Annotated in this window: 10 protein-coding genes; 4 read left to right on the top strand and 6 right to left on the bottom strand. The window is 62.6% G+C overall.

Annotated elements, in window-relative coordinates; genetic code table 11:
* Positions 1–2: 2 nt before the first annotated feature.
* From J1777_RS05665 to J1777_RS05655, 3 genes are read right to left on the bottom strand one after another with little or no spacing between them, the layout of a single operon-like run.
* Positions 3–3,107: a response regulator gene (locus J1777_RS05665; protein ID WP_207574846.1), complete on the bottom strand. Its 3,105-nt coding sequence runs from the start codon at positions 3,105–3,107 to the stop codon at positions 3–5.
* On the bottom strand, positions 3,107–3,658 hold the full coding sequence (locus tag J1777_RS05660) for a YfiR family protein (RefSeq protein ID WP_207574845.1): 552 nt from the start codon (positions 3,656–3,658) through the stop codon (positions 3,107–3,109). The genes J1777_RS05665 and J1777_RS05660 overlap by 1 nt, the downstream gene beginning before the upstream one ends.
* 2 nt (positions 3,659–3,660) lie before the next feature.
* Positions 3,661–5,910, bottom strand: a complete 2,250-nt coding sequence (locus tag J1777_RS05655; protein ID WP_207574844.1) for a TonB-dependent receptor plug domain-containing protein — start codon at positions 5,908–5,910, stop codon at positions 3,661–3,663.
* A 181-nt stretch (positions 5,911–6,091) separates the two neighbouring features.
* On the opposite strand from J1777_RS05655, the gene apbC reads away from it, so the two are divergent.
* Positions 6,092–7,189, top strand: a complete 1,098-nt coding sequence (apbC, locus tag J1777_RS05650) for an iron-sulfur cluster carrier protein ApbC (RefSeq protein WP_207574843.1) — start codon at positions 6,092–6,094, stop codon at positions 7,187–7,189.
* 122 nt (positions 7,190–7,311) lie between these two features.
* Here the strand turns inward: apbC and J1777_RS05645 are convergent, their stop codons facing one another.
* A complete protein-coding gene (locus J1777_RS05645; protein ID WP_207574842.1) occupies positions 7,312–7,551 on the bottom strand; it encodes a hypothetical protein in 240 nt (79 codons plus the stop codon).
* 121 nt (positions 7,552–7,672) lie between these two features.
* Here J1777_RS05645 and J1777_RS05640 point away from each other — a divergent pair, with 121 nt between their 5' ends.
* Genes J1777_RS05640 through J1777_RS05630 form a run of 3 tightly spaced genes read left to right on the top strand, consistent with a single transcriptional unit; the run spans position 7,673 to position 9,706 of the window.
* Positions 7,673–8,044, top strand: coding sequence for a TraR/DksA family transcriptional regulator (locus J1777_RS05640; protein ID WP_207574841.1), 372 nt, complete (start codon positions 7,673–7,675; stop codon positions 8,042–8,044).
* 33 nt (positions 8,045–8,077) lie between these two features.
* Complete coding sequence (locus J1777_RS05635; RefSeq protein WP_207574840.1) at positions 8,078–8,671, top strand: LemA family protein; 594 nt, start codon at positions 8,078–8,080, stop codon at positions 8,669–8,671.
* 9 nt (positions 8,672–8,680) lie between these two features.
* Positions 8,681–9,706, top strand: coding sequence for a M48 family metalloprotease (locus J1777_RS05630; RefSeq protein ID WP_207574839.1), 1,026 nt, complete (start codon positions 8,681–8,683; stop codon positions 9,704–9,706).
* Between the two features lie 188 nt (positions 9,707–9,894).
* Here the strand turns inward: J1777_RS05630 and J1777_RS05625 are convergent, their stop codons facing one another.
* Positions 9,895–12,426: a putative bifunctional diguanylate cyclase/phosphodiesterase gene (locus tag J1777_RS05625; protein WP_242700409.1), complete on the bottom strand. Its 2,532-nt coding sequence runs from the start codon at positions 12,424–12,426 to the stop codon at positions 9,895–9,897.
* A complete protein-coding gene (locus J1777_RS05620; RefSeq protein ID WP_207574838.1) occupies positions 12,423–13,349 on the bottom strand; it encodes an ABC transporter substrate-binding protein in 927 nt (308 codons plus the stop codon). Before J1777_RS05620 ends, J1777_RS05625 begins: the two co-directional genes overlap by 4 nt.
* Positions 13,350–13,441: the final 92 nt, after the last annotated feature.

Raw genomic sequence — 13,441 nt, 5'->3', positions numbered from 1 at the left:
TGCTATTTATTTAATAGTTGTTTGCGCAGGCTTAATAAAAAATTAAGTGCTTCTTCGTACTCAACATCTTCAATCTTCTCCCGTATCAGCTCTAGTTCTTCGAGTGCGGCATGGTGGTTGTGGGGCAGCAGGGGCGGCAGCTGGCCCACCAGGCGCAGGGCGCTGGCATCGTCGTTGCGCAAGCATTCGGCCAAGTGGTCTAACAAGGCGATCAGCGCATCGGCAGCGGCTGCCACGGGTGTCTGCGTGGCACTTGCGGGCGGGCTGGGTGGCCGCAAGGCGCTGAGCAGTGCCAGCACGCGGGTGAGTTCGGCGTGCATGGCATCCCACTCTGTGGGCGTTGCCGCTTGTTGGGCGGCGTAGGCGTTTTCCAGCACTCTGGCGGCATCGGCCAAGGTGGCTGCGCCCAGGGTGGCGGCGGCTGATTTCAGGGAGTGGGCAATGCGCCGTGCGGTGGGCCAATCGTGCGGGGGGCCTGAAGTGAGGGCGGCCTGGATGCGCGGGGCGCTATCGGCAAATTCGCGCACAAAGTTGTCGAGGATGCGCAGGTACAAATCGGGCCGGCCCAGGCAGTGGGCCAGGCCGACGGCGGTGTCGATGCCTGGCAGCGTTGGGATGGTGGTGGCAGCGCTTGGAACGCTGCTGTGTGCCGGGGTGCCCGTGCTTGCGTCGGTGCGCGGGGCAATCCAGCGCAGCAAGGCAGCGTAGAGGGCCTCCAGGTGGATGGGCTTGGTCAGGTGGTCTTGCATGCCCGCATCCAGGCTGCGCTGGCGGTCGCCTTCCATGGCGTGGGCGGTCATGGCGATGATGGGCAGGTGGTTGAACCGGGCTTCTTGGCGGATGGTTTGGGTGGCGGTCAGGCCATCCATTACGGGCATTTGGATGTCCATCAGCACCAGGTCGTAGTGCTGGGGCGGGGCCGTTTGTATTTTTGTCACGGCATCATGGCCGTCGATGGCGATCTCGACCTGTACGCCGGTTTCTTCCAGAAAGGCCAGGGCCACGGTGCGGTTGAGCTCTACGTCATCGACCAGCAGCACCCGGGCACCGGCGATGGCGCTGAAATCGAAGCGGCTGGCCGGGGCCGCTGGGGTGGGGCTGGCAGGGCTGGTAGGGCTGGTAGGGCTGGCTGTGGGGCTGAGCAAGGCTTGGCACATTGCCGCATGCAGGGCGGTGGGGCTGACCGGTTTGGTCAAAATATGCTGCAGGCCCACTTGCGCCGCTTGGGGGCTGAGTTTTTCGTAGCTGCCGGCGGTGACCATCAAGATGCCGGGCAGGCCAGCGCTTAGGTTGGCCGCCTGGATATGGCGGGCCACTTCAATGCCATCCATGCCGGGCATCAGCCAATCGAGCAGCACCAGGTGGTAGGGGGTGCCGGCCGCATTGGCTTGTTGCAGGCGCTGCAGGCAGGCTGGGCCGCTGTCCACCACATCGGCCTGGATGCCAAATTGCACCAGCGTGGCGTGCAAAATTTCACGGGCACTGGCGTTGTCATCCACCACCAGAACGCGCTTGCCGCTCAGCGGCGAGGTGGCGGCGCTGCTGTTGGGGGGCAATAGCGGCTGGGCGCGGCGGGCCACGGGCAGCTCCAGGGTAAAGAAAAAGCGGCTGCCCTGGCCCTCTTGGCTGGTGGCGTGAATCTGCCCGCCCATCAGCTCGACCAGTTGGCGGCAAATGGCCAGTCCCAGGCCGGTGCCGCCAAAGCGGCGGGTAATGCTGTCATCCACCTGGGTGAAGGGGGTGAACAGCTGGCCCAGGCGGTTGGCGGGGATGCCCATGCCCGAGTCGGTCACAGAAAACTCCAGCCGCACGCCAGTCTGGGTGTGCGCTTGCAGCTGGATGCGGATGATGACTTCACCAAATTCGGTGAACTTGATGGCGTTGCTGGTCAAATTGACCAGCACCTGGGTCAGGCGCAGCGGGTCGCCGCGCAAGATTTTGGGGATGTGCGGGTCGGACTGCAGCAGCAGCTCCAGCCCCTTTTGTTGGGCCCGCAGCGCCATTTGGCCCACCAGGCTGCCCATGAGCTGGTCGATTTCAAAATCAATGTGCTCCACTTCCAGCTTGCCCGCTTCGATGCGCGAGTAGTCCAGGATGTCGTTGATCAGGCCCAGCAGCATGTCCGAGGCGGCGATTACCTTCTCTTGGTAATCGCGCTGGTGGGCGGTAAGCTCTGTTTTCAGGAGCAGCTTGCTCAGGCCCACAATGGCGTTCATGGGGGTGCGAATTTCGTGGCTCATGCGGGCCAGAAAGTCGGACTTGGCGCGGCTGGCCGCTTGGGCCTCTGCGGTGGCGTGTTGCAGGGCTTGGGTGCGGTGTTCGACCAGGGTTTCCAGGTTTTCGCGGTATTGCTGCAGTTCCTGGTCGCGCTTTTGCAGGCGCTCGATCATGTCGTTCAGGCTGCGCCCCAGCTGGGCCAGCTCATCGTGCCCGTGGGCATTGGCGCGTTCGGTCAGGGCCGGGTTGTCGGCCACCTTCCCCATGAGTTGATTGAGGCGCAGCAGCGGCCGTGCAATGCGCCGGGCGGCACGGTGGGAGACCCATAAAAACAACAGCAGCACGGCCAGCAGTGTCAGCCCCGTCTCGCGCGTGGTGCGCTGGATCGATTGGCGCATGGGCTGCAGCGAGGCCAGCAGCTCTACCGTGGCCGGGGGATCGGCGTGGGGAATGGCGGCCCACACCAGCAGGTGATCGTGGTCTTCCTCGTCATGAAACTCGATGCCGCTGCCCTGCGGCGGTGGCGGGGGCGAGGCATGCTCGCGGATGTCCGGAGTGCGGGCAAATTCGGCATAGGGCGGTTTTCCGGGCGTGTAAGGCGCAATCAGCACCCGGGCACGCAAGATGGCGGCGTTGCCCTCGCTGGACCAGAGCAGGCGCTCGGCCTCTTGGGTGTCGCCAAAGGTCATCGCCGCCTGGCTGTTGGTGGCGATCAACTGGGCCTGGGCTTGCAAGGCGGTGCTCCATTCGCTGCGAATCAGGCGCTGTTGTTGCAACAGCATCAGGGCAAAGGTCAGCAGCAGCACCAGCACAATGGCGGCAGTAAAGCCCCATTGCAGTTTGCGTCGAATGGTTTGGGGGCGCAGCGCACGCGGCAGAAACTGAAACATTACGGCAGCAAGGTGGCCAGGCGCAGCAGCTGGGCGTTGAACTTAACGCCTTGGCGGGCAGCGGCCGTGGGGTTGATGAGGATGTGTACTTTGCTGCTGTCTTGTGCGTGGGCGGCCAGCTCAACCATGCCACCGGCTTGGGCAAAGCCTGCAATATCTGAAACAGTTAGCGCATGGTAGGTGCTGAATGTTTGAATGTTTTCATTTAAATTTCTTTTATTTTCTGCGGTATCAGCTATAAAAATAATATCGCATACCTGCGCTGTTTCAGCTGTTGCGGGGGTGTGCAAGACCACGGTGCGCGCATCAATGGGCGTTTGGGCCAAGGCGTGCAAGGCATCACCAAACGGGTTGGTGCCCAAAATGCACAGGTTGAGCACGCTGTTGCCCTCCAAGTGGGTGAGGTAGGTAAAGCGTGGCAGCTTAAAGAGCAAAGCGGCTTTGACAGCCAGCAGCGATGGCTGGGCCACCGTGGGGGCAGTCCAGAGCAGGCTGGTGCAGCCGATCAGTAGCAGAAGGAGGGCCTGGCCCCGCAGGCAAATCGTGCGCATGCCTAAAAGCGGTAGTCGAGGGTGAGCATCCAGCGCCGGGGCTGCTGGGGCATGTCCCAAAACGTCATGCTGCCCCCGCCACCGGCGGCGTAGTAGCGCTTGTCCAGCACGTTGGTCACGTCCAGCCACAGCGTGGCTTTGCCGTCCAGCAGTTGGTGCCAGCCCAGGTGCAGATCCAGCACGGCGGCCCCTGGCGTGCTGCAGCGGGTGGGGGCGCTGGGGGTGCTGCTGCAGTGGGCAGCGGGCAGCAAGGGGTTGGCGGGGGCTTTGGTGCGGCCATTGGTGGTGCTGCTGCTCCAGCGCAGCTTGGGGGTGATGCTCCATTGGTCACGCCAGCGCAGCGTGGTGCCCAGTTTGAGCTGGCGGCTGGCGACATAGGGAATTTGCCATTCGATGCCATTGCCGGTGTTGATGCGCCCGTGAATCCAACTGGCGCTGCCCCAGAGGTCGCCCGTCCAGTTGCGCCCCCAGCGAAAGCGCCACTGGGCGCTGATATCCAGGCCCCTTTGAAATTGGTAGCCGGCGTTGCCTTTGGTTTCTGGTTTCTGCAGCCACATCTGGGGGGTGATGACATCGGCGGTGGGCATGTTCACCACCAGATGGCTGATGCGGCTGTGGTACAGGTTGGTGCTGAAGTTCAGGTGCTGCGCAGGCCGCCAATCCCAGGTCAGGCTCAGGGAGCGGACAGTTTCTGGCTCCAAATGCTCATTGCCGACGCGGAAGTTGGTGCCAATGTAGCGGCCATCGGCATCTTGGCGACCATCAAAGTGGCCGATGGTGCTCAGGCTCTCTTCAGGCGACGGCGCACGAAAGGCTTGGCCATACAAGGCTTTGAAAACATGGGTTTTGTTGGGGACAAAGACCACCCCCAGCCGGGGATTGACGCTGCTGCCATAGACCGAATGGCGGTCCAGCCGCACCCCGGCCACGCTGGAAAGTTGCTCACTCCACTGCGCTTGCCATTGCACGTAGGCCGAGAGGTTGTGAAACCGCGTGTGCGGGGTGTCGAAACGAAACCCCGGTGTGTTGGGGTACACCATGCCTTGGTCCGTCGGGGACAGGTCGGTGTTGTAGGGCTGGGGCATGGAGGCCGCTTCAATCGCCGTGTATTCCTGCCAGCCCAGGCCGCCTTGCACCTGGTGGCGCTCATTGACCTGCCAGTGCAGGCTTTCTTCGATGCCCGTGCGTTTGCCCTGCACGTAGGAGTAGCCCCGGCCAAAGTCGTTGTAAGCGTTGCTGTAGTAGGCGCGGGGATCGACTTGCATCTGGGCGTGGTCCAGCGTCAGCTTCCCGTGCAGGTTCTCGCCCAGGCGGTGGCGGTAGCGGGCATAAACCGTATCGTTGGTGGTTTGCCATTGGGCTGCGCGGTCGTAGCGGGCCATGGCATAGGGGTCGCCCGTGCTGGTCAGGCTGTTGAAGCGGTGGCGGTAAAAGCCAGCGGTCAATGGTTCGCCCAAGTCCAGCCGGGCAAACACGCTGCTGCTGCGGATGCCGCCGGTATAGGCCTCGCGCGTGGCTGCGGGCAGCACGGTGCGGCCGTTGAATTGGCCATCGACTTTTTGAAAATCATCGGGGTAAAACTCATCCAGCGGCGCACGGTCAGAGCGCTGGCTGTGCCCACCGACGCTAATGCCCAGGCGCTCGCTGATTTTGGCGCTGGTGAAAAACGAAGTGTCGCGGCTGCCAAAGCGCCCCAGCCCCACCGAGGCGGTACCAGTGGCCCCATTGGCGGTGGCGTTGGTGGCGTTGTCGGTAATGATATTCACCACCCCGGCCACGGCATCGGCCCCGTACAAAGCGGCAGCGGGGCCAAAAACCACCTCGACCTGTTTGGCATGGTAGATGGCTAAATTTTCTGCCACCGGGATGTTGCCGCCACTGGGCTGGCCAATGCGGATGCCGTCCAGCATCAGCACCAGCTTGTTCGGCCCCAGATAGCCTTGCACCGTGAATTGGTTGAATTGCGAGGACTTGGTGCCACGCTGGAAATTCACGCCGGGCAGGTCTTCGAGCAAATCGGCCAAATTTTGGTAGCGCCGCTGGCGAATTTGCTCGCGCGTGAACACCATGACGTGCGCCGGTGTCTGGTCGCGTGTTTCGCTTTGGCGTGACGCGGTCACCACGGGGGTGGCGATCAAGTCTTCCAGCGACAAATCAAGCAACTGCTGCACATCCTCCAGGGAAGGTGCTGCGGCCAGTGCCTTGGCGCAGTAGCACAGGGCCAAGGCCAAAGGGATAAGACGAAGTGCCATGTCAAGCAAAAAAGGGCGCGATGAGGGGGAGGAAAGGTAAAGCTGCCAATGGTAACAGTCCAGCCGCCGCGCCTTCTCGTGATGGCGGCCAGCAGCGTGGGCGTGCAGATCGCGAACATGTCATACGGGCTCTCTATGGCGCTTAGACTTTCGACATTTTTACGTTCGACGAAAAGTAACCATGCCTATTCTTGAAAACGACCTGCGCACCGCCTTGGCCAGTGTGCGCGATCCGCATACCGGCCAGGATTTTGTCACCAGCCAGGCCCTGACCAACCTCACCATCGAGGGCGGGGATGTGGCCTTTGACGTGGTGCTGGGCTACCCGGCGCAAAGCCTGCTGACACCCCTGCGCCAGCAATTGATTGCCGCCGCCCGCACGGTGGCCGGGGTGCAAAACGTCAGCGCCAATGTGCGTTGGGAAGTGCGCTCGCATGCTGTGCAGCCGGGCGTGCAATTGCTGCCGGGGGTGAAAAACATCATCGCCGTGGCCTCGGGCAAGGGCGGGGTGGGCAAAAGCACCACCAGCGCCAACCTGGCCCTGGCGCTGGCGGCAGAAGGGGCCCGCGTGGGCGTGCTCGATGCCGATATTTACGGCCCCAGCCAGCCGCTGATGTTTGGTGTCAGCGGCCAAAAACCGCAAAGCATCGACGGCAAAACCATGCAGCCGCTTGAAGGCTATGGCGTGCAGCTGATGTCGATTGGTTTTTTGTTAGAGAACCCCGACCAAGCCATGATCTGGCGCGGCCCCATGGCCGTGCAGGCGCTGGAGCAAATGCTGCGCCAAACCAATTGGCACGGGCTGGATTACCTCATCATCGACCTGCCCCCCGGCACGGGCGACATCCAGCTGACCATGAGCCAGCGCATCCCGGTGACCGGTGCTGTCATCGTCACCACGCCGCAGGACATTGCCCTGGCCGATGCCCGCAAAGGCATTCAGATGTTTGAAAAAGTCAGCGTGCCAATTTTGGGCCTGGTGGAGAACATGGCCATGCACGTGTGCAGCCAGTGCGGCCACGTGGAGCACATTTTTGGCCACGATGGCGGCAAGGCCCTGGCGCAAGACAAAGGGCTGCACTTTTTGGGTGCGCTGCCCCTGTCGCTGCAAATTCGTGAGCAAGCCGACAGCGGCAAGCCCACCGTGGTGGCCGCGCCCGACAGCGAAGTGGCCGCCATCTACAAAAAACTGGCCCGCGATGTGGCCGTGCAAGTGGCCCTGGCCAGCACCGAGCAAGCGGCCAAAGCGCCCACCATTTCGATTCACCGCAAAAAGTAAACAGCAGTTTTAAGAACGTGAACACGTTCTAAGAGCTGCACCCGCTGGTATTTAAAAGGGTTCAGGTAGTTTTCTGCCTGAACCCTTTTGTTTTAAAGCGCAAACAGCTATTTAAATGCTGATTATTCTGGACGGGTTTGCAGGGACTGGGCCCAGTTTGGGTTGGGGGCACCGCGCCCGGCCAACTGCTGGTTGCGCGAATTGCTGCGCCAGACCCCACCGGCCCAGCCCAATTGCGGCTCGGTGCGGTACCAAAACCATTGGCCATCGGCATCTTGTGCCAGCCAGCGCCATTGCGGGCCGGGCGCGGCGCTCCAGTCGGCAGGGAGGAAGGCAGAGGGGGGAGCAGTTGGTGAATCCATCCGTAAATCCGTCATCTTGGTCAGCGTTGCACAACAGGCGTGAAAGGCGGCAAGCTTATGCGCTGCGCAGTAGCCGCACAGTTTTTGCTTTTTTGCGCACAGCTATGGCATCCTTCCCCCTATGACTACCTTGACCACCCCCCAAACGCACGCCCTGCGCGACCAATTGCTGGCGCGTAAAGAACAACTGCTGCAAGAGCTCGATGCTGTGCAAGTGGCCCACCGCGAACGCATGAAATCGGCCGACAGCGCACCGCAAGATGCCTACGCCACCCAGGCCAACCAAGTGGCCCAGAATGCCGTGCGCGATGCCGAAGCCCGCCGTGACCACGACGAGCTGGTGGCCGTGCGCGCTGCCCTGGCACGCATCGAAGACGGCAGCTATGGCGCATGCCAGGACTGCGGGGCCGACATCGGTCTGCCGCGCTTGCACGCCTTTCCGGCGGCGCTGCGCTGCATTGGCTGCCAAACCAAGGCCGAACAAGCGGCTTGACAGCGGCTTGAGTTTCACAAGAAAGAAAGCACCATGAGCACCACCGTGTGGATGGCGATCGGCGTTGCGGTTGTCGTGGTTTTTTGGGCTGCGGCCGTGCATAACCGCTTGCGCCAGCTGCGCAACCGGGTGGACAACGCTTTTGCGCAAATTGATGTGCAGCTCAAACGTCGCCACGACTTGATTCCCAATTTGGTCGAAGTGGCGCGCGGCTATATGGCGCACGAATCAAGCACCCTTGAGGCCGTGGCCCGGGCCCGGGGGCAGGCGGCGCAAGCGGCGGCCCATGCCCGTCGCCATCCCGGGCAGGCGGCGGCCATGGCCAGCCTGGCCGGGGCAGAGGCGGCTTTGGGCAGCAGCCTGGGCCAGCTGATGGTGCTGACCGAGAGCTACCCCGACCTCAAAGCCGATGCGCAAATGCAAAGCCTGAGCGAGGAAATCACCAGCACCGAAAACCGCTTGGGCTTTGCCCGCCAAGCCTATAACGATGAAATCCTGGCGTACAACGACCAGGCCAGCCAGTTCCCGGATTTGCTCATCGCCCGGCTGATTGGCTTTGCGCATCTGGACATGTTGCAAGCCACCGAATCGGCCCAAGAACGCGCTGCGCCGCAAGTGCGCTTTTAATTTTTACTAATGGCGCGCGCCCCCCGCTTTTGGGATACCCAGCACACGGCCCGCCAGCGCACGCGTGGCCTGCTGCTGGGCTTTTTTGTGTGTGTGCTGCTGTGCCTGGCCACCGTGCATTTGGGGCTGACTTTGGCGTGGTGGTTGTTGTTTCACGGCTGGCCTTACCCACGAGGTTTTGTGCTGACGAATATGGGGGTGACGCTGTTTTTCATCCTTGGCGGCTGGTGGGTGGAGCACGACGCGATGCGCGGCGGGGGCCGCAAGCTGGCCCTGCTGGTGGGGGCGCGGCCAGCGCAGGCCGAGCGCAATCTGGCCGAGCGCCAGTTGGTCAATACCGTGCAAGAAATGTGTGTGGCCGCCCACATGCAGCCGCCGCAAGTGGTGGTGCTGGCCCGGGCGGACGCCATCAATGCCTTTGCCGCTGGTTGGTCGCCCGAGGATTCCATCATTGCCGTCACCCAAGGGGCGCTGGATTACCTGACCCGCGATGAGCTCCAAGGACTGGTGGCGCATGAGCTGTCCCACCTGAAAGAGGGCGATACCTACCTCAACATGCACTTGGTGGGCATGGTCTATGGGCTGGAGTTGATTTACAACTTTGGCGCAGCCTTGCGCGATGAGGCCGGCGTTTTGGGCCGCTGGTTTGGCAGCGCCATCATGGCGGCGGGCTGGATTGGGTGGTTCAGCGGCAAGCTGCTCAAAGCGGCCGTCTCGCGCCAGCGCGAATGGCTGGCCGATGCCCGCGCCTTGCAATGGACGCGCAACCCGGCGGGCTTGGGCGGCGTGCTGCGCAAAGTGCTGTACCAACGCCAGCAGGCCCAGCGCCAGCGTGGCAGCTGGCACAGTGACCGGCGCAGCTACACGGGGCTGAACCATCCCCTGGTGCAGCACATGCTGCTGGCCGAGGTGCCCGACAGTGGCCGTTTGGCGCATTGGCTCGATGCCCACCCGCCCCTGCAAGCGCGCATTGCCAAGGTGTATGGCCGCGCCATGCCCGCCATGGCGCTGCAGCAGGATGAGCAGTCGCCTTAGAACGTGTTCACGATCTCCTCATGGGTGTGCGGGCGCGGCTTCGGGCGGTCTGCGTCGTTGCAAATCCTCGCAATAGCCAAGCTATTGCTGTGGTTTGCGCCTCGCAACCCATCCCGAACCGCATCCCCCACACCTTCATTCGAGATCATGAACACGTTCTTAGATCGCAAACACGTTCTGAGAACGTGTTAAGGCGCATGCTCTTGGCTGCGTTGGCTGGCCCAGGGCAGCAGCAGCCCTTCTGGCAGGGGTTTGCTAAAGAAATAGCCCTGAAAAATATCGCAGCCCGAGGCTTTCAGGTGGGCCAGCTGTGCGGGGGTTTCTACCCCTTCGGCCAGCACTTGCATGTTCAGCTGGTGGGCCATGGCGATGATGGCTTCAATCAACACCGCCGGGCGTTTGCCACCGGGGGAGGTTGGGGCCTGGGCATCAATGTCCATCACAAAAGAGCGGTCGATTTTCAGCGTATCAATCGGCAGGTGCTTGAGGTAGGACAGGCTGGAGTAGCCCGTGCCAAAGTCGTCCAGGGCAAAGCGCACGCCGTATTGGCGCAGCAGCTGCATTTTTGCCAGCGTGGCTTCCAGGTCGTCGGCCACCACGCTTTCGGTCAGCTCCAGCTCCAGGGACAGGGCGTTCAGGCCCAGCTGCTCCAGGGTAGCGCACACGCGATCGACAAAATCGGGCTCTCTGAACTGGCGGGGGCTGACGTTTACCGCCATGGTCAGCGGCTGCGCCCAGGTGGCATGGCCCGATTCGGTCTGCCAGCGGCGCAGGGCGGCGGCCGCCTCTAGCAGCACCCAGTTGCCCAGGGGCACGATCAGGCCGCTGGCCTCGGCCTCGGCAATAAAGGCCCCGGGGGGGATCAGCCCTTGCTGGGGGTGGTTCCAGCGCACCAGGGCTTCCACCCCGTGCAATTGGCCTTGGGCATTGATTTGCGGCTGGTAGTGCAGCAGCAGCTCTTGGGGCGCGGGGGCGGTGATGTGCAGCGCGGCTTTTAAATCGTTGCGCAGGGCCAGCCGGGCGCTGGCCGCTTCTTGCAGGGCGTGGGCAAAAAAGCGCACGCGGTTGTCGCCCGCCGCTTTGGACAGGTGCATGGCCGTTTCGGCCTCGCGCAGCAGCTCGGGCGGGTCTTGGCTGTCATTGGGGATCATGACCACACCAGCACCAGCGGACAGGTGCAGGGTCTGATGGTGAACCTGCAGGGGCTGGGCGATTTGGGCCAGCACGTTTTCGATGCTGCTGGCCGCCTGGGCGCTGGCTTGTTCCAGTGTGCCGCTCAGGTTGGTCAGCAGCAGGGCAAAGGTGTCGCTGTGGATGCGGGCAAAAAACTGGTGCTGCACTTGCTGGCTGCTCAGGCGCTGGGCCAGGGTGCGCAAGGCGGTATCGCCAAAAGCCATGCCAAAGGCATCGTTGATGGCTTTGAAATTATCAAGATTAAAGGTCGCCAAGGCCGATCGGCGGTTCGGATTGCGCTCTACTTCTTGAAGCTCCAGGTGAATGTGGTCAAAAATCTGGCGGCGGTTGGGCAGGCCGGTCAGGGTATCAAAGTGGGCCAGCTGCCGGATTTTGGCCTCGGCCTGCAGGCGCGGGCGCATATCGCGGGCAACCACCGTGCGCACGGTGCGTCCGTCCACCTCGCGCTGCATGGCGGTGACTTCGCAAGGGATGGGGGTGCCATCCACCGATAGAAAACTCACATCCCACACGCCCGTGGCCCCAGCGGTGGCCCGCTGTTGGATGAGGGGGCGGTATTCCGGGCTCACTAAGGTGAAGATATCAGTCCCAATGAGCTGCTGGGCGGGCCGCCCCAACAGCTGTTCGGCCCGGCTATTAACGTCCAGGATGGTGCCTTGTTCGTGAAAAAAGATCGCCTCCAGGGTTGCATCGGCCAGTTGGTGAAACCGTGCCTCGGTCGTGCTCAGTGCCGCTTGGCTGGCATGCAGCGTTTGGGCCATGTGTTGCAGGGATTGGCCCAGCTGAAACAGCTCGCCGGTGCCCGTCAAGGGCGCAGCGATTTGTAACTGCCCCTGGCCAATGGTGCGCATGGCTGCGTCCAGAGCGGCCACCGGGCGCAGGATGAAGTAGCGGGCAAGGCTTAAGAGCAGGATGGCCGCAATGCTGGTAATGAGCAGAAACATCAGCCCTTGCGTCCGCGTGTGTGCGCTGGACTGGGCGACCAAGGGCGCCAGGTCGTATTCAATCAACAGGCTGCCGTAGCGGTTGGTGCGCAACTCGTTGGAGCGCAGGGGCATGGCCACCGGGGAGATGGCGTGCAGCTGCAGGCGTTCGATGTCCAAGTGCAGGTGGGCGGCTTGGCCGGGTACGGTGCTGACTGTGTCCAGGGCCTGGGCTTGGTGGGGCAAGGCTTGCTTGGCAGGCAAGCCTTTCCAGGCAAATTGGGTGGCGGCCAGCACCTGGTCGTTGTCATCGAGCAAAACGGCGTAATTGACCATCGGCGAGAGGCCTAAATCGGCCACGATGGCATCCATGCCACCGCCACTGCCATCGCCTCGGCGCAGCACGGTTTCCAAGGCCCGGCGGGTACTGAGCAGCTGAGAGTGGGCCGTGCGCTCCGAGAAGCGGTGCAGGTCTTGCTGGGCGTGCCAGTGCTCTAAAAGCGTTAGCAAGAAAAACACCAGGGCGCAGACGATGAGCAAGGCCAGGGGCAGCCATACCTGCAAGCGGATGGAGCGCGGCGCAGTAGAGGGGCTGGCGGTCATGGGGTGGCCTTTTGGGCAAAATCGGCCCGAATCAGATCCGCCATATTGGGCGGGCTGGGCAGCAGGCGGCTGGCCTGCATCACGGTGGCCAAGTACTGGGCGGTGGCGGCCAAGCCGGTGTCAGGCTGGGTCAGCAGCGTGTGGTTCATGCGGGCATCGGGGATGTCAATGCCCGCCAGTGCCTGGCCCAGCTCCTGGGGGGCAATGCCTTGGCGCTGGGCCATGTGCTGCCAGGCTGGGGTGGGGTGTTCGCGCAAATAGGTCAGGGCCTGCTGCTGACCGGCAATCAGCCGTTCAATGTGCGCGCGGCAGCACTCTAAAGCCGATTGCCGCGCTACTAAGACATCGACGATTTGCCCCGGAATGTCTGCGCTGCTGAACACCATTTGCCCGCCCGCGTTAAGAATTTTTTGGCGCACGGGGTCAAACGTGACCACGGCATCAATGGCGTTGGCCTGCCAGGCGGGCCAGTGTTCATCCAGGGGCAGGGGCACGACGCGGATGTCGGACACCTGCAGGTTCGCTTGTGCTAAGGCGGCGTTGAGCATGTAGCCCCCGACGGCGGTTTGCTCCACGCCAATGCGTTTGCCGCGCAGGGCATCCAAGGTGGTGATGCCAGGCTTGGCCAGCAGTGCATCTGCACCGGCAGAGGTGTTCAGCACCCAAATAACGGCGATGGGCACACCCTCTTGGGCCAGCAGCAAGGCTTCATCCAGGGTCAGCCCCGCCAGGTCCAAGCTGCCAACGCGCAAGGCATCCAGGGTTTGGGTGGTTGATGCCAGCTCCACCAAGCGCAGATTGGCCCCTTCGTAGTAGCCCAAGTCGCGGGCCAAATACAAGGGCTCGTAGCCAATCCAGGTATTGGTGCCGACCGTCAGTGGGGGCTGGTAGCGGGGGCTGCAGCCCAGCAAAGCTGCTGCCACGGCGAAAACGCAGGCAACAGCAAAAAATAGACGAAAGATGTGCGGCATGGGGCAGAAAAAACTGCAGAGGGTGCAGTGTGTGCATTCAATTA

Source organism: Comamonas denitrificans (assembly GCF_017368815.1).
GTDB classification, from domain to species: Bacteria; Pseudomonadota; Gammaproteobacteria; order Burkholderiales; family Burkholderiaceae_C; genus Comamonas; species Comamonas denitrificans.
The sequence above is the reverse complement of the archived record's forward strand: the minus strand, read 5'-3'. Positions and strand labels throughout refer to the sequence as shown.